The sequence below is a fragment of the Kribbella sp. CA-247076 genome (assembly GCF_050942445.1).
Classification (GTDB): Bacteria; Actinomycetota; Actinomycetes; order Propionibacteriales; family Kribbellaceae; genus Kribbella.
The window spans coordinates 4,588,202-4,603,469 of the sequence record NZ_CP192051.1 but is presented as its reverse complement, the minus strand read 5'-3'; the positions used below and the strand labels follow the sequence as shown (position 1 = coordinate 4,603,469).

Sequence of the window (15,268 nt, the reverse complement as noted above, 5' to 3'; positions counted from 1 at the left end):
GCAGCCTCCACAACCGATCACCGCAAGTCTTCTGCTGTCGGTAGAGCTGCGCCGCGCCCGCCGGGCGGACCGTCCGGCTGCAGGTCATCAGCACTGTGCGCCCGGTCCGGGGATGCATCTCCGACAGTTCGACAGGAGGTGTCCGGGGCCGAGCAGTGCACCTGAGCGTGAAGGTCCTCGGTGCGTACGGCGTCTCGCGGCGTACTACCTGTCGAGCTGTACACCACTGCCACTGTATACAGTATGGAGAGAAGTGGTTAGCCTGGGCGCTTGTGTCGGCTCTGGATGGAGGACTCATGTACGTGGTGACGAACCCTGCGAACGGGGAGCTGGTCGAGGAGGTGGCCAACTCGACGAACGAGGAGGTGCAGGCGGCGATCGGCCGGGTGCACGCCGGCTTCCCGGCCTGGCGGAGCCGGTCGGTGGCCGACCGGGCCGCGATCGTGGCGCGGGCGGCCGACCTGTTCGAGCAACGCACCGACGAGCTCGCCGCGATCATGACGCTGGAGATGGGCAAGCGGGTCAACGAGGGCCGCGGCGAGATCGGCATCGTGGTCGACATCTTCCGGTACTACGCCGAGCAGGGGCCGGCCCTGCTGGCCGACGAACCGCTGGACATCAAGGGCGGCCAGGCCGTCATCACCAAGAGCCCGATCGGCGCGCTGCTCGGGATCATGCCGTGGAACTTCCCGTGCTACCAGGTGGCCCGGTTCGTCGCGCCGAACCTGGTGCTCGGCAACACCATCCTGCTCAAGCACGCGTCGATCTGCCCGCGCTCGGCCCGCGCAATCGAGGAGATCCTGCGCGACGCCGGTGTACCGGACGACGTGTACGTGAACACGTTCGCGTCCAGCCGGCAGATCCCGGCGATCCTGGCCGACCCGCGGATCCAGGGCGTGTCGCTGACCGGCAGCGAGCAGGCCGGCGTGTCGGTCGCGGCCGAGGCCGGCCGGCACCTGAAGAAGACCGTGCTCGAGCTCGGCGGGTCGGACCCGCTGATCATCCTCGACACCGACGACATGGACGAGACCGTCAACGCCACCGCGACCGCGCGGATGCGGAACTGCGGCCAGTCGTGCAACGCGCCGAAGCGGATGATCGTGCTCGCCGGCATCTACGACGAGTACGTCGACCGGCTGACCAAGCGGGTCGCGGAGTACTACGTCCCCGGCGATCCGGCGGACCCGGAGACGAAACTCCCGCCGCTGGCATCGGTCGCCGCGGCCGACGAGGTCGCCGGCCAGGTGGCGAAGGCGGTCGAGCAGGGCGCGACCCTGCGGACCGGCGGCCGGCGGATCGGGCCCGGCGCGTACCTGGAGGCGACCGTGCTGACCGACGTCGCGCCCGGCATGGACGCGTACTACGAGGAGATCTTCGGGCCGGTGGTGATCGTGTTCCGGGCCGAGACCGAGGACGACGCGGTCCGGCTGGCCAACGACACCCCGTTCGGCCTCGGCGCCAGTGTGTGGGGGACCGATCCGGAGCGCCTGCGCCGCGTGGCCGAGCGGATCGAAGCCGGGATGGTGTACCTCAACCGGGCCGGCGGATCCCAGGCCGACTTGCCGTTCGGCGGCATCAAACGCTCCGGCATCGGCCGCGAGCTCGGGCCGGCCGGCATCGAGGAGTTCATGAACAAGAAGTCGATCCGCCTCTGAAGGCTGTTGCCGCGCCTCGTTTGCGCCTATCGTGACGCACCTGAAGTAACGGACCGGTCACTGTGGGACACCGGTCCGGCCAGATCATTTCCGTGAGGACGGCCGGTGCGCCCACCCGGCCGGGAAAGAGTGGCTGCAGATGAAGCGATTGCGCACCGCCCTGGTGGTCACCACCTGCGCTGTCGGACTCGTCGTACCGATGACCGGTACGGCGACCGCGGGACCAGGTCCCGCAACCCTGCCGACCGTGTCCGAGCAGGCGTCGACCAAGGCCGAGCAGGCCGAGGTGGCCGGGTTCTGGACGCCCGAACGCATGCGGTCCGCCGTACCGATCGACCGGCTGCTGACACCGAAGCAGCGGGTGGCCGGTCCGGTCGCGCCCGCCGGCAAGCCGGCCACGGTCGCGCCGACCGCGTTCCCGAACGGCGGCAGTCAGTGGACCGGTGGCGGGAAGATCGTCAGCACCGAAGGCCGGGTGTTCTTCACCTACCAGGGCCGGACGGCGTCGTGCAGCGGTACGGCGGTGACCTCGACGAACGAGAGCACGGTCATCACCGCCGGGCACTGCGTGAAGCTCGACGGCGCGTTCCACACCAACTGGGTCTTCGTCCCGGCGTACGACAACGGCAGCACGCCGTACGGGACCTGGACCGCGAAGAAGACCTACGCGACGCCGCAGTGGGTCGCCAGCGAGGACATCAACTACGACGTCGGCGCCGCGGCGGTGAACCCGCTCAACGGCCAGAACCTGACCGACGTGGTCGGCGGCCAGGGGATCGCGTTCAACCAGGCCCGCGGCCAGAACATGTACGCCTTCGGCTACCCGGCGGCCGCGCCGTACGACGGCTCGAAGCTGATCTACTGCAGCGGCCGGACGTTCAACGCGCTGATCTCGAACGGGATCGGGATGACCTGCAACATGACCGGCGGCTCGAGCGGCGGCGGCTGGTTCCTGCAGTTCAGCGAGTCCACCGGAGCCGGCATCGTCAACTCCGTGAACAGCTACAAGATCAACTTCATCCCGACCTGGATGTTCGGCCCGTACTTCGGCACCGACGCCCAGAACGTCTACACCACGGCGCAGGCCGGCTGACCCGGGACACGTGGGCCGCACGGTGCTGCCGTGCGGCCCACGCGCGCGCATACTGCGAGGTGTAGGGGGAGCTCGCCCGAGGGGACCGCGATGGCTGAGCCGGCTGGTTACTCCGTCAAGACGTACCGCTATCTGCGGATGGCCATGGTCGCCATGGTCGTGCTGCTCGGCGCGGCGCTGGTGATCGAGTGGTCGAAGACGAACCCGCGCTGTCTGCAGACGTCGATCAGCGCGTACTACTACACCCCGGTGCAGGCGATCTTCGTCGGTGCGCTGATCGCCATCGGCGTGTGCATGGTGGTGCTCAAGGGCAACAGCGAGCGGGAGGACATCCTGCTCAACGTGGCCGGGATCCTCGCGCCCGTGGTCGCGCTCGTGCCGACGCCGGGGCAGGGGGCGTGCCGGTCGGTGCCGGTGACGGTCGGGGACACGGCGGCGAACATCGCCAACAACCTGCTCGCGCTGTTCGTGGTCGGCGTACCGTGCCTGGTCGTCACGGCGGTGTTCGTGCTGCGGGCCCGGTGGTCGCGGGCGGACCGCAACCCGATGTACCTGCTCGGGTTCGCGGTCGCGCTGGCGCTCTTCGGCGGCGGCGTGGCCTGGTTCTTCGCCGACCGCGACGGGTTCACCGGCAACGCCCACTACGCGGCGGCCGTGGTGATGTTCGTCTGCATCGTCGCGGTCGTGCTGCTGAACGCGCAGCAGTTCCGCCGCAAGCAGCGGCCGGCCGGCGCGAGCAACCGGTACTTCGTGCTCGCGGTCGCGATGACCGTCGTACCGCTGCTGATGGTGGCGTGGAAGGCGTTGTTCGGCTGGGAGCACGCGGTGCTGTGGATCGAGGGCGTGCTGATCTCGCTGTTCGCGATCTTCTGGATCCTGCAGACCCAGGAGCTGTGGAACGAGGGCCTGCGGGCTAACCGGCCGGTGAACGACGCCGCGCTCCCGGACCAGGACGGGGTACGGCGTCGCGCGGTGACGTGACGGGGTGGCCGGCCTCGCAGCGGAGCTCGGTGTGGACGGTCGCGCCGCAGTCGCGGTGGCTGATGGTCAGCGGCGAGCCCTCCTCACCGACCAGGTACTTGTCACCCCAGTCGCGGATCGCGATCAGCAGCGGGTAGAGGTCGAAGCCCTTATCGGTCAGCCGGTACTCGTCGCGCTGCCGGGCGCCGGGTTCGCGGTACGGCACCCGGCGGAGGATGCCGTGGTCGACCAGCGTGCCGAGCCGGTTGGACAGCACCTGCCGGGGGATCGCGGTCCGGATCCGCAGGTCGTCGAACCGGCGGATGCCGTTGAACACCTCGCGCAAGACGACCACGGTCCAGCGCTCACCGAGGATCTCCATCGCCCGCCCGATCGGGCAGTTGTCCACCGACCACTCCAGGGCGTCGTACGTCGTACTCATCCGGCCATCGTAGTGAGGGCTAGGTCTCGTTGACAGACCCAGCGGCGTGATGTGAGGCTCGGTCCATGACCGATACCGAGCAGGCGACCCGCACCCGTACCTTCTCCTGGTCCGACCCGGCGGTCACGGCGGCCTCGCTCGGTGCGGTGTCCGGGCTCGAGATGTTGCAGGCGATGCGGGACGGGAAGCTGCCCGTGCCGCCGATCCTGCAACTGGTCGGTGGGACCGGGATCGAGGTCGAGGAGGGCAAGGTCACGGTCCTGATGCCGGTCGCGGAGTTCCACTACAACCCGCTCGGCACGGTGCACGGCGGGATCATCGCGACGCTGCTCGACACCGCGGCCGGCTGCACCGTGCACTCGACCCTTCCGGCCGGCGTCGGTTACACCTCGCTCGACCTGATGACGCGGTTCATCAAGCCGGTCACGGTCGCGTCCGGGCTGCTCCGGTGCGAGGGCGGGATCATCAACCGCGGCCGTCGTACGGCGGCGGCCGAAGCGCGCCTGTTCGACGAGCGGGGCACCCTGCTGGCGCACGCCACCTCGACCTGCCTGATCTTCGAGATCCCGGCTCAGTAGTCCACGGCGCGCAACGCACCCGGCGCCGAACCGGTCGCGGCCTTGACGTGCCGGCTGAGGTGGCTGACCGAGTCGTAGCCGGTCAGCTCCGCGACCGACTGCAGCGTCAGCGTGGAGTTGCGGATGTGACCGAGCGCGTGCCGCAGCCGGACGTGCTGCAGCGCCGCGCGGGGGCTCGTGCCGCGCAGGCGGGCGAAATACGTCCGGAGCGCGGACGGCGAGACGCCGAGCTCGCCGGCGACCTCGGCGATCCGGATGCGGGCGGCGAAGCGTTCCTCGAAGATCCGCTCGGCCTGCGCGACCAGTTGCTCCGGCACGGTCGCCGGCTCCGCCGCGGCGGCACGTCGCAGCAGCAGGTCGAGCTCGCCGAGCAACAAGGTGCACAGGCGGTCGCTGTCGTCGCCGGGCTGCGTGCTCTCCCGGACGAGCGCGTCGAAGACCCGGCCGAGGCTGCGGTCGCCGTCGTCGAAACAGACCCGGGGCCAGGGCCGGTCGACAGCCGCGTCGACCTGGAGGAAGCGGTTGACGTACCCGGTGCGGCTGAGCTCGGCGTGCCACGTCCGCGGTGGCGTGAGCAGTACGGTCCCCGGCGTGGCGGCGTACGTCTCGTCGCCGACAGGGCAGGTGATGCGTCCGCGCACGTAGTACACCAGCTCCCAGCTGCTGTGCGCGTGCGAGGGATAGTCCTTGCCCGGCCCGGCGGTGTGCACCCCGGCGCCGAGCAGTCGAAGCGATTCGTGCATAACCGCCGTCGCCTTCTGCATTGTCTCCGTTGCCGGTCCGGTCGATGCTGGCATCGATTCGTGCACCTGTAAAGGACTGCTCTTGATGGATATGACGACCGCACTGCGCGACCTCGGCGTGACCGACGACCTCCTCAACCAGGCCGAGAAGGACCAGCTCGACCGGGACGGATTCCTTGCGCTGGAAGGGATCCTGACCGCGGAGGAGGTCGCCGCCCTGAACAAGCGGATGGCGGAGCTGACCGCGGCCGAGGGCGACCGGGCCGGCCTCGAGGTCCACCAGGAGAAGGGCACCGACCGGCTCGCCGACCTCGTCAACAAGGACCCGATGTTCGAGGTGTGCTTCAGTCACCCGCGGGTGCTGGCGGCCATGCGGCACGTGCTCGGCGAGTTCAAGCTGTCGTCGCTGAACAGTCGCGCGGCGCTTCCCGGTCAGGGGCACCAGGGCCTGCACGCCGACTTCGGTCATCCGGTCGAGCCCGGCGCGTACGAGGTGTGCAACTCAATCTGGCTACTGGACGACTTCACTCCCGAGAACGGCGCGACGCGGGTCGTCCCGGGGTCACACCGGCGCGGGACGATGCCCGGCGACGAGATGACCAATCCGGGCGACGAACACCCGGAGCAGATCCAGCTGACCGGCAAGGCCGGCACGGTCGTGGTGTTCAACAGCCACCTGTGGCACGGCGGCACGCTCAACCGCACCGACAAGCCGCGCCGGGCGATGCACTCGTACTTCGCCCTGCGCCACCTGCCGCAGCAGCTGGACCAGCAGGCCTACCTCCGGGTCGAGACCTACAAGCGGCTGAGCTCCGCCCAGCGCTTCATCCTCGACGTCACCGGCACCGACTGACGTCAGCCGGCGACCGCCTTCTCGGCGGCGACCAGGCGGACACAGGTCGCGACGGCGGAGATCGCGGCCTCGACCTCGGGGAGCTCCGGGAACGTCGGCGCGATCCGGATGACCCGGTCGTCGGGGTCGTCGCCGTACGGGTGGCTGGCGCCGGCCGGGGTGAGCGCGATCCCGGCCTCCTTCGCCTTGGCGACGACCGCGCGGGCACAGCCCGGCGGCACCTGCAGGGTGATGAAGTAGCCGCCGGCCGGGCTGGTCCAGGACGCGAGCCCGGTGCCGCCGAGCTCGGCGCTGAGGATCTTGTCGACCGCCTCGAACTTGGGCCGGATCAGGTCGGCCAGGTTCCGCATGTGGGTCCGCAGGCCGTCGGCGTCGCGGAGGAACTGCACGTGCCGCAATTGGTTGAGCTTGTCCGGCCCGATGCTGCGCTTCACGGTGTGGCTCAGCCACCACTCGAGGTTGGCCGGCGACGACCCGAAGAACGCGACGCCGGCCCCGGCGAAGGTGATCTTCGAGCTCGACCCGAACACGAACACCCGGTCCGGATGACCGTGCCCGGCGGCCAGCGCGAGCAGGCCGGCGATCCCGGTCTCGGTGTCGGTCAGGTGATGGACGGCGTACGCGTTGTCCCAGAAGATCCGGAAGTCCGGCGCGGCCGTCTCCATCGCGGCCAGCCGGCGCACGGTCTCGTCGGAGTACACCGTGCCGTCCGGGTTGCTGTACTTCGGCACGCACCACATGCCCTTGATCGCGGGGTCCCCGGCGACCAGCCGCTCGACCACGTCCAGATCCGGACCCTCGGGCGTCATCGGCACCGGGATCATCCGGATGCCGAACCGCTCACAGATCCCGAAGTGCCGGTCGTACCCGGGCACCGGGCACAGGAACGTCAGCCCCTCGACGTCGGCCCACCGCCGCTCCGCACCGGGTACGACGCCGAGCAGCGCGAACACCACCGCGTCGTGCATCAGCTCGAGGCTGGAGTTGCCGGCGGCGAGCAGCTGGTCGACGGGCACCTGCAACGCGTCGGCGAAGATCGCCCGCAGCTCGGGCAGTCCCTCGAGCCCACCGTAGTTCCGCAGGTCGACACCGGCCGCGGACACCGCGCCCACCGGCTGCTCGAGCATCGCGTTGGCGAGATCGAGCTGTCGCGGCGACGGCTTGCCCCGCGTCAGGTCGAGCTCGAGCCCCCGCGCGACTAGGGCGTCGTACTCCTGGCGGGCGCGGTGCAGCTCGTCGACGGTCACAGAACTTCCCTTTCAGCTGTGGTGTGTTGCCGACCACAGCCTAGTGACTCACCGCACGGGCTTGCCGCCGCCATCCACAGGCCGGTCAGCGGCCGCCGCGGCGGCAGTTGGGGTACTTGGGATCCCAGGGTGGGCAGGTGGGGAAGCCTGGCGGGGGCTTGATCGTCGGCGGGGGGATCGGCGGCACCGGGGGAGTCGGCACCGTCGGCGGGGGAGTGGGCGGGGTCGCCCGGCTGCCGTTGGAGAGGAACAGCGTCACCATCGCGCCGGCCGGTGCGCCGTCCTCCTGCCGCGGGGTGGTGTAGGCGACCATGCCCGGCTGCGCGTCCGAGTCGACCGGCTGCGGCGCGACCTGGCCCTTGAAGCCGAGCTGCGCGAGCTTGGCCAGCGCCTCGGCCGGCGGCATCCCCTTCAGGTGCGGCAGGTCCTTCACGTTGCCGCGGATCGTCTTGTCGTCCGGCGTCACGAACCTGCTCGTCGGCAGACCCTGCAGCGCGGCCTGCATCGCGCTCTCCCAGATCGGACCCGCGGTGCCCGAGCCGGACGCGTCGCGCAGCTTCTTGCCGTTGAACGTCTGCCCGATCAGATCCTTGTACGGCGGGCTGGCGTCGGCGACGACCGATGCGGCCGCAAGCTTCGAGGAGTACCCGGCGAACCAGACCGCCTGGTTCTGGTCGATCGTTCCGGTCTTGCCGGCCAGGTGGCTCTTGCCGAACCTCAGCTTGCCGCCGGTGCCGTCGGGCTCCATCACCTTCTGCAGCACGTAGTTGACGCCGTCGGCAACGGTCGGCGACAGCGCGCGCTTGCAGTTCGGTCCCGGAGTCGGGATCGACTTGCGCTTGCTGGTGGCAACCGCGGTGATCACCTGCGGCGTGCAGTACATCCCGCGGGCCGCGAAGGTCGCGTACGCGTTCGACAGCATCAGCGGGGTGATCAGGCCGGCGGAGCCGAGCGTGTACGAGACGACCTGCTGGAGCGGGTCCATCGTCTGGGCGTCGTACATGCCGAGCTTCTGCGCGACGGTCGCGATCGGGCAGATGCCGATCTGCTGGGACAGCTGCAGGAAGTAGGTGTTCGTCGACGCCTTGGCCGCCTCGATCATCGACGGGTCGGCGACGGTCCTGGTCGAGTTCTTCGGCTTGTAGTCCCCGTCCGACGTGGTGCCCGAGCAGGTGCTGAACTTCTTGCCGCTGAGGTCGATCGTCTGCGGCGAGGCGATCCGGTACGTCATCGGGACGCCCTTGCCGATCGCGGCGGCGATCGTGAACGCCTTCATCGTCGAGCCGTTCTGGAAGCCGCCGTACCCACCGGGGTAGGACTTCTCGACGTTGTAGTTGTACGACGTCTGGTTCTTCTTGTTTCCGTACGGCCGGCTCTGCGCCATCGCCTTCACCAGCCCGGTGCCCGGCTCGACGACGGTGATCGCCGCGACCGCCTGGTCGGTCGCCTTGGAGTGCTTCTTGATCGAGGCCTCGGCCGCCTTCTGGATCCTCGGGTCCAGCGACGTCCGGACGATCAGGCCGGCGGTCTCGATGTAGTTCTCCGCGTCCTCCTTCGTCTTGCCGAAGGCGCGGTTCTCCTTCAGCTTGGCGACGATGTAGTCGCAGTAGAACGGGTACTTGGAGTTGGCGCAGCCGTTCGGCACGTTGCGGACCTTGGCCGGGTCGAGCACCGGCGTCCTGATCGCGTCCTCGGCCTCCTTCGCGGTGACGATGCCGAGCTCCTGCATCCGGCGCAGGACGACGTCGCGGCGCTCCTTGGCCCGCTTCGGGTTGTTGGTCGGGTTGTAGCCGGTCGGGTTCTTCACCAGGCCGGCCAGCAGCGCGGCCTGCGGCAGGTTCAGCTTCGCCGCGTGCACCCCGAAGTAGTGCATGGCCGCGGCCTCGACGCCGTACGAACGGTCGCCGAAGAAGGCCAGGTTGAGGTACCGCTCGAGGATCTGGTCCTTGGTGAACTGCTTCTCGACCGCGATCGCGTACCGCAGCTCGGCGACCTTGCGCTCGTACGTCTCCGCGGTGGCGGCCTGGATCTCCTCCGGGGTCCGCGCCTTGGCGACCAGGCTGAGCTTCACGTACTGCTGGGTGATGCTCGAGCCGCCCTGCTGGACGTCGCCCGAGGTCTGGTTGCGCAGCAGCGCGCGCAGCGTGCCCTTGGCGTCCAGCGCGCCGTGCTCGTAGAACCGGTCGTCCTCGATCGCGACGATCGCCTTCCGCATCACCGGGCTGATCTGCTTCAGCGTGACCGGCGTCCGGTTCTCCTGGTACAGGGTGGCGATCAGCGAGCCGTCGGCGGCCAGGATCTGGCTCTTCTGCGCCAGCGGCTCCGTCTTCAGGTCCTGCGGCAGGAACTGGACGGTGCTGTGCGCCTTCTCGCTGGTGACCCCGGCCAGGCCGGCGAACGGAAGGACCAGTCCCGCGACCAGGGCGCCGCAGAGACCACTCACCAGCAGAAAAAGAATCACCGACTGGACGACCGAAGGCGGCGCCGGCTCACCTCTGTGCATGGTCCGGCAGGTTACGTCAGGAACGGCCCGTCCGGGGCCATTTCGTTACAGAGTTAACACATCTGCCTAAAGTTCTCACCGTCGGTGACGATGCACTCACCAAGCGGTCACGAGGCCGCGATCGAGGGCAGGTGGTTGGGGGCGGCCGAGGCGCGGATGATCAGCGTGGTCGCCAGCTCGACGTGATGGGAGTCGACCTTCTCGCCGGCCGCCAGTTGAAGAGCGGTCCGTACGGCGACCGCGCCCATCTCGCGCAGCGGCTGCTTCACCGTGGTCAGCGGTGGCGACGCCAGCCGGGCGACCTCGGTGTCGTCGAAACCGACCACGCTGAGGTCGTCGGGCACCCGCAGGCCGCGGGCGCGGGCCGCCTCCATGACGCCGAGCGCGACTTCGTCGCTGCCGGCGAAGATCGCGGTCGGCCGGTCCGGCAGGTCGAGCATGGTCGCACCGCCGGCCAGCCCGTCGTCGTACAGGAAGTCGCGCATCCAGACGTACTCCGGCGGCACCGGCGCGCCGGCCGCCTCCATCGCACTGCGGAAACCGCTCATCCGGGCCTGGTTGCAGGTCGACGTCGGCTGACCGCCGACGTACGCGATCCGGCGGTGGCCGAGGGACAGCAGGTGCTGGGTCGCCGCCATGCCGCCGGCGAAGTTGGTCGATCCGACACTCGCCACGTCCGGGTGCGGGATGTTGGCCGGGTCGATGACCACCAGCGGCAGCCGTGCCCGGGCCAGCGCGGCCAGGTCGGCGTCGGCCAGCTCGCTGGTGATGCCGATGGCCGCCCGCCGGCCGTTCGCGATCAGCTCGCGGATCCAGCGCGCGGCCCGGCCGCTGCTCGAGGTCGGCGGGTGCGGCGGGTGGGCGTTCAGGACGACGTCGACCCCCGCCAGTTGGCCGGCCTCGACGACGCCCTGGATGACCTCGACCGAGTACGCGTTCAGCACGCCCTGGTAGAACAGCTCGATCGTGTCCCGGTCGACGGGCTCCGGCCGGCGGCCGACGTACCCGTGCTTCTGCAGGATGTCCTGGACCCGGGCCCGGGTGGCCGGCGAGACGTCGCTGCGGCCGTTGAGCACCTTCGAGACCGTGGCGACGGAGACGCCGGCGGTACCGGCGACGGTGGCCAGGGTGACGCGACCTTTCAACCGCGGCATCTCATCACCCTCCTCCTGCTCCCGTCCCGGCCACCGGGGTGACCTCGACCGGGGTCGTCAGCCTGCGATCGTGCCCCACCACCCTCACATCCCCGGTGACCTGGACAAAAGCCCGACACGGCAGGTCCACCGAGGACGTGCCGATCATCACCTCGACGTCGCCCGGCTCGACGATCCGGAGCAGGTCCGGACCCGTGTACGCCGTCCGGTCCGCGTGCACACGGAAGGTGATGTCGGCGGCCGCACCCGGCTCGAGCGACACCCGCGCGAACCCGGTCAGCAGTTTCAGCGGCCGGGCGATCCGCGCGACCACGTCGTGCAGGTACAGCTGCACGACCTCGTCACCGGCGCGCTCGCCGGTGTTGCGCACGCGCACGGTCGCGGTGAACTCGCCGTCGGTCCCGATCTCACGGGCGCTCAGCCGCAGGTCGCCGACCTCGAAGGTGGTGTACGAACCGCCGTACCCGAACGGGAACAACGGCCTGGTCTCCAGCCCGCTGATCCCTGCGCTCTCCACACTGCCGAGCGCCGGCTGCAGGTACGTACCGGGCTGACCGCCGACGTGCCGCGGGACCTGGACCGGCAGCTTGCCGCCCGGCACGATCCGGCCACTCAGTACGCCGGCGATCGCGGCCGCACCCTCCTGGCCGGGGAGGAACGCCTGCACCAGCCCGGCGACCCGGTCCGCGAAGTCTCCGAGGGCGTACGGGCGGCCGGAGACGACCACCACGACGACCGGCGTACCGGTGTCGAGCAGCCGAGCGAGGAGCTCACCCTGTACGCCGGGCAGCCGCAGGTCCTCGGCGTCGCAGCCCTCGCCGGACGTGCCGTGGCCGAACAGTCCGGAGAGGTCCCCGACGTACGCGACGACGAGCTCCGCCTCCCGCGCGGCGGCCACGGCGTCGTCGAAGCCGGAGCGGTCGTCGCCCATGACCGCACAGCCCTGCACGTGGGTGAGTTCCGCGTCGGGGAGTTCGTTGCGCAGGGCATCGACCGGGCTGATGACGTCGACGCCGAGGCCACGGTCCGGGTAGCGGGGGAGGACGTGGTTGGGGAACGCGTAGCAGCCCATCAACGTGCGCGGGTCGCCCGCGATCGGCCCGATCACCGCGACCTTGCGCAGCGCGGAGCTCAACGGCAGCGCGGATCCCGCGTCGAGCAGGACGATCGAGCGCTCGGCGAGCTGCCGGGCGAGTCCCCGGTTCTCGGCCGAGTCGAGCTCGACACCGTCGGCACGGACCGAACCCTCCGGGGTCCAGCCGGGGTCGAGCAGCCCGAGCTTGACCTTCTGCAGCAGCAGTCTGCGGGCCGCCCGGTCGATCAGGTCCTCGGAGATCTCGCCCGACCTGACCTTGGCCTCCAGGCCGGCGTACGCGATGGTGTCCGGGAGTTCGACGTCGGTGCCCGCGGCCAGCGCGACCGCCCCGGCGTCCGCGTTGTCGACGGCCACCCGGTGCATCGACGCCAGGAACGGCACCGCCCAGTAGTCCGAGACGACCGTGCCGCCGAAACCCCAGTCGTCCCGCAGTACGTCGGTGAACAGCCACGGATCCGCGCTCGCGGGCAGACCGTCGACGTCGGAGTACGAACTCATCACCGACTCCGCGCCGGCGGTCGCGATCGCGGTCTCGAAGGGCGGCAGGACGACGTCGAGCAACTCGCGCCGGCCCATCGACACCGGCCCGTGGTTGCGCCCGGAGCGCGAGGCGGAGTATCCGGCGAAGTGCTTCAGCGTCGCGAGCACGCCCGCACTCTGCAGCCCGCGGACGTACGCCGACCCGAGGATCGCCACCAGGTAAGGGTCCTCGCCGATCGTCTCCTCGACCCGGCCCCACCGGTAGTCGCGGACGACGTCCAGCACCGGCGACAGCCCTTGGTGCACACCGACCGCGGCCATGTCCCGGCCGATCGCGGCCGCCATCCGCTCGACCAGCGCCGGGTCGAACGTCGCACCCCACGCGATCGACGCGGGGTAGACGGTGGCGCCGTACGTCGTGAAACCGGTGAGGCACTCCTCGTGGACCAGCGCCGGTACGCCGAGACGTGAACCGTCGAGCACCACCCGGTGCTGACGGACGAGCTCGGCCACCCCCTCCTCGACCGACTGCGGGACGCTGCCCCAGACACGGGTGAGGTGACCGAGGCCGTGCTCGCTGGACTCCGCCAGGGAGCGTGTCCCGGCGGTGGCGAACACGTCCTCCATCGGGGCGACGTTGAGCGTCCCCTCCTCCGGGAGATCGTGGTCGGCCAGGTCGTTCCCGGTCCAGCGGCTGCCGAGCTGCGCGATCTTCTCCGGGAGCGTCATCGCCTGCAGCAGCAGCTCGGCGCGCTTCTCGGGCGCGAGCGCGGGGTCGCTCCACGGTCGGTCCGACGGTGTGGACAAGAAATTCTCCCTTAACCTGAAGCCGTTGTCGTGACAAAGTATCGAAAAAGTTTCGACGCTTCTACGAGGATTGCGAAATCTGTCACGGCATCGGAGAAGTCGACGGATCACTAATGTCAGCAGGGGATCCGTGACCTCACTGTGACCCTAAAGACCGGGTAGTTCAAGTCTTGACAGCGAAACCTTCGAAATCTACGTTACGAAACATAGTCTTAACGGACGTGCTGTCGGTCACACCCTCGGCACCCCGCAACCCCTGGCGCCGTGGAGCGGTCCGCGGCACGGAGTACGGAGATCACTGTGGATCCGATCACGACATCTCGGCGTTCCTTTCTCAGCCTGGTGGGCGGCGGCGCGCTCGCCGCCGGCCTGGCAGCCTGCGGTACCTCCGGCCCACAGAGCTCCGGCAGCTCCGCGGGCGGTGCTGCGGCCGGCAGCGGTGCGTCGTACTGGTTCCTCACCGGCCAGCCGCAGCAGGCGATCCGGGAAGCGCAGGTCAAGCGGTTCAACGACGCGAACTCGGGCACCCAGATCAAGCACACCGAGTTCCAGAACGACGCGTTCAAGCAGAAGATCAAGACCGCCATCGGCGCCGGCCAGGGCCCGACCCTGATCTGGGGCTGGGGCGGCGGCGGCCTGAAGAGCTACGTCGACGCCGGCCAGGTCGAGGACCTGACCGGCTGGTTCGGCGAGAACGCCACCCTGAAGGACTCGATCTTCCCGTCCGCGTTCGGCGCGGCGACCGTCGGCGGCAAGATCTACGCGATGCCGGTCGAGACCACCACGCCGATCGTGCTGTTCTACGACAAGCGGTCCTTCGAGAAGGTCGGCGCCGAGCCGCCCACGTCCTGGGGCGACATCCTGGACCTGGTGCCGAAGTTCAACGACGCCGGCATCGCGCCGTTCTCGCTCGGCGGCCAGTCGCGCTGGACCAGCATGATGTGGCTGGAGTTCCTGTTCGACCGGATCGGCGGCTCCGAGGTCTTCCAGAACATCTTCGACGGCAAGCCGAACAGCTGGTCGGACCCGTCGGCGCTGAAGGCGCTCGAGGAGATGCAGAAGCTGATCAAGGCCAACGGTTTCATCAAGGGCTTCTCCTCGATCACCGCCGACTCGAACGCCGACCAGGCGCTGCTGTTCACCGGCAAGGCCGCGATGATGCTGCACGGCGCCTGGACCTACGGCAACATGAAGGCCTCCGGCGGCGACTTCGTCACCGGCGGGCACCTGGGCTACATGAACTTCCCGCCGGTCGACGGCGGCAAGGGCGACCCGAGCAGCACCGTCGGCAACCCGGGCCAGTACCTGTCGATCTCCTCGAAGGCGAGCGACGGCGAGAAGGAGACCGCCAAGAAGTTCCTCGCCAGCAACACCCTGGACGATGCCTCGGTCGAGGCGTGGGTCAAGTCCGGCAACATCCCGGTGGTGAAGAGCGCCAAGGACAAGCTGTCCACGGTGACGGACAAGAACGACTCCGACTGGCTGAACTTCGTCTACGACACCTCGGCGAACGCGAAGAACTTCGGCCAGTCGTGGGACCAGGCGCTCAGCCCGACCCAGGCCGAGACCCTGCTCGACAACATCGCCAAGCTATTCCAGCTGTCGATCTCTCCCCAGCAGTTCGCCGACGGCATGAACGCCGTGATCGGGAAGTGAC

The 15,268-nt window shown here is 69.5% G+C and carries 12 protein-coding genes; 6 read left to right on the top strand and 6 right to left on the bottom strand.

Annotation, left to right across the window (positions count from 1 at the left end):
• Positions 1–296: 296 nt before the first annotated feature.
• The 3 genes from ACQPYZ_RS21705 (at position 297) to ACQPYZ_RS21695 (ending at position 3,729) form a co-directional block, all read left to right on the top strand.
• The gene (locus tag ACQPYZ_RS21705; RefSeq protein WP_433158904.1) at positions 297–1,655 is read left to right on the top strand and encodes an NAD-dependent succinate-semialdehyde dehydrogenase; all 1,359 of its coding nucleotides are present in this window, start codon (positions 297–299) and stop codon (positions 1,653–1,655) included.
• 139 nt (positions 1,656–1,794) lie between these two features.
• Positions 1,795–2,748, top strand: a complete 954-nt coding sequence (locus ACQPYZ_RS21700) for a trypsin-like serine peptidase (protein ID WP_433158901.1) — start codon at positions 1,795–1,797, stop codon at positions 2,746–2,748.
• Positions 2,749–2,838: 90 nt separating this feature from the next.
• Positions 2,839–3,729 carry a hypothetical protein gene (locus tag ACQPYZ_RS21695; protein ID WP_433158898.1) on the top strand — a complete coding sequence of 297 codons (891 nt, stop codon included), beginning with the start codon at positions 2,839–2,841 and terminating at the stop codon, positions 3,727–3,729.
• Here ACQPYZ_RS21695 and ACQPYZ_RS21690 read toward each other — a convergent pair.
• On the bottom strand, positions 3,662–4,150 hold the full coding sequence (locus ACQPYZ_RS21690; RefSeq protein WP_433158896.1) for a winged helix-turn-helix transcriptional regulator: 489 nt from the start codon (positions 4,148–4,150) through the stop codon (positions 3,662–3,664). The genes ACQPYZ_RS21695 and ACQPYZ_RS21690 overlap by 68 nt on opposite strands.
• A 65-nt stretch (positions 4,151–4,215) precedes the next feature.
• Between ACQPYZ_RS21690 and ACQPYZ_RS21685 the strand changes: the two genes are divergently transcribed.
• Positions 4,216–4,728, top strand: coding sequence for a PaaI family thioesterase (locus tag ACQPYZ_RS21685; protein ID WP_433158894.1), 513 nt, complete (start codon positions 4,216–4,218; stop codon positions 4,726–4,728).
• On the opposite strand, the gene ACQPYZ_RS21680 is transcribed toward ACQPYZ_RS21685, so the two are convergent.
• Positions 4,722–5,471 carry an AraC family transcriptional regulator gene (locus ACQPYZ_RS21680; protein ID WP_433158891.1) on the bottom strand — a complete coding sequence of 250 codons (750 nt, stop codon included), beginning with the start codon at positions 5,469–5,471 and terminating at the stop codon, positions 4,722–4,724. The two genes, ACQPYZ_RS21685 and ACQPYZ_RS21680, sit on opposite strands and share 7 nt — an antisense overlap.
• Positions 5,472–5,556: 85 nt before the next feature.
• Here ACQPYZ_RS21680 and ACQPYZ_RS21675 point away from each other — a divergent pair, with 85 nt between their 5' ends.
• The gene (locus ACQPYZ_RS21675; protein WP_433158888.1) at positions 5,557–6,324 is read left to right on the top strand and encodes a phytanoyl-CoA dioxygenase family protein; all 768 of its coding nucleotides are present in this window, start codon (positions 5,557–5,559) and stop codon (positions 6,322–6,324) included.
• Between the two features lie 2 nt (positions 6,325–6,326).
• Here ACQPYZ_RS21675 and ACQPYZ_RS21670 read toward each other — a convergent pair whose 3' ends face one another.
• The 4 genes from ACQPYZ_RS21670 to ACQPYZ_RS21655 form a co-directional block, all read right to left on the bottom strand.
• Positions 6,327–7,571 (bottom strand): aminotransferase class I/II-fold pyridoxal phosphate-dependent enzyme, encoded by a 1,245-nt coding sequence (locus ACQPYZ_RS21670; RefSeq protein WP_433158886.1) that lies wholly within the window; start codon positions 7,569–7,571, stop codon positions 6,327–6,329.
• 85 nt (positions 7,572–7,656) lie between these two features.
• Positions 7,657–10,074: a penicillin-binding protein gene (locus ACQPYZ_RS21665; protein WP_433158884.1), complete on the bottom strand. Its 2,418-nt coding sequence runs from the start codon at positions 10,072–10,074 to the stop codon at positions 7,657–7,659.
• 107 nt (positions 10,075–10,181) lie between these two features.
• A complete protein-coding gene (locus tag ACQPYZ_RS21660; RefSeq protein ID WP_433158881.1) occupies positions 10,182–11,228 on the bottom strand; it encodes a LacI family DNA-binding transcriptional regulator in 1,047 nt (348 codons plus the stop codon).
• Positions 11,229–11,232: 4 nt separating this feature from the next.
• A complete protein-coding gene (locus ACQPYZ_RS21655; RefSeq protein WP_433158878.1) occupies positions 11,233–13,611 on the bottom strand; it encodes a glycoside hydrolase family 3 N-terminal domain-containing protein in 2,379 nt (792 codons plus the stop codon).
• Between the two features lie 300 nt (positions 13,612–13,911).
• Here ACQPYZ_RS21655 and ACQPYZ_RS21650 point away from each other — a divergent pair, with 300 nt between their 5' ends.
• Complete coding sequence (locus tag ACQPYZ_RS21650) at positions 13,912–15,267, top strand: extracellular solute-binding protein (RefSeq protein ID WP_433158875.1); 1,356 nt, start codon at positions 13,912–13,914, stop codon at positions 15,265–15,267.
• The last annotated feature ends 1 nt before the right edge of the window (position 15,268 follow it).

What these genes read in the sequence shown, in the direction of transcription:
- ACQPYZ_RS21705 (WP_433158904.1), top strand. Translation starts at nt 297, where the DNA reads ATGTACGTGGTGACGAACCCTGCGAACGGGGAGCTGGTCGAGGAGGTG.
- ACQPYZ_RS21700 (WP_433158901.1), top strand. Translation starts at nt 1,795, where the DNA reads ATGAAGCGATTGCGCACCGCCCTGGTGGTCACCACCTGCGCTGTCGGA.
- ACQPYZ_RS21695 (WP_433158898.1), top strand. Translation starts at nt 2,839, where the DNA reads ATGGCTGAGCCGGCTGGTTACTCCGTCAAGACGTACCGCTATCTGCGG.
- ACQPYZ_RS21690 (WP_433158896.1), bottom strand. Translation starts at nt 4,150, where the DNA reads ATGAGTACGACGTACGACGCCCTGGAGTGGTCGGTGGACAACTGCCCG.
- ACQPYZ_RS21685 (WP_433158894.1), top strand. Translation starts at nt 4,216, where the DNA reads ATGACCGATACCGAGCAGGCGACCCGCACCCGTACCTTCTCCTGGTCC.
- ACQPYZ_RS21680 (WP_433158891.1), bottom strand. Translation starts at nt 5,471, where the DNA reads ATGCACGAATCGCTTCGACTGCTCGGCGCCGGGGTGCACACCGCCGGG.
- ACQPYZ_RS21675 (WP_433158888.1), top strand. Translation starts at nt 5,557, where the DNA reads ATGGATATGACGACCGCACTGCGCGACCTCGGCGTGACCGACGACCTC.
- ACQPYZ_RS21665 (WP_433158884.1), bottom strand. Translation starts at nt 10,074, where the DNA reads ATGCACAGAGGTGAGCCGGCGCCGCCTTCGGTCGTCCAGTCGGTGATT.
- ACQPYZ_RS21660 (WP_433158881.1), bottom strand. Translation starts at nt 11,228, where the DNA reads ATGCCGCGGTTGAAAGGTCGCGTCACCCTGGCCACCGTCGCCGGTACC.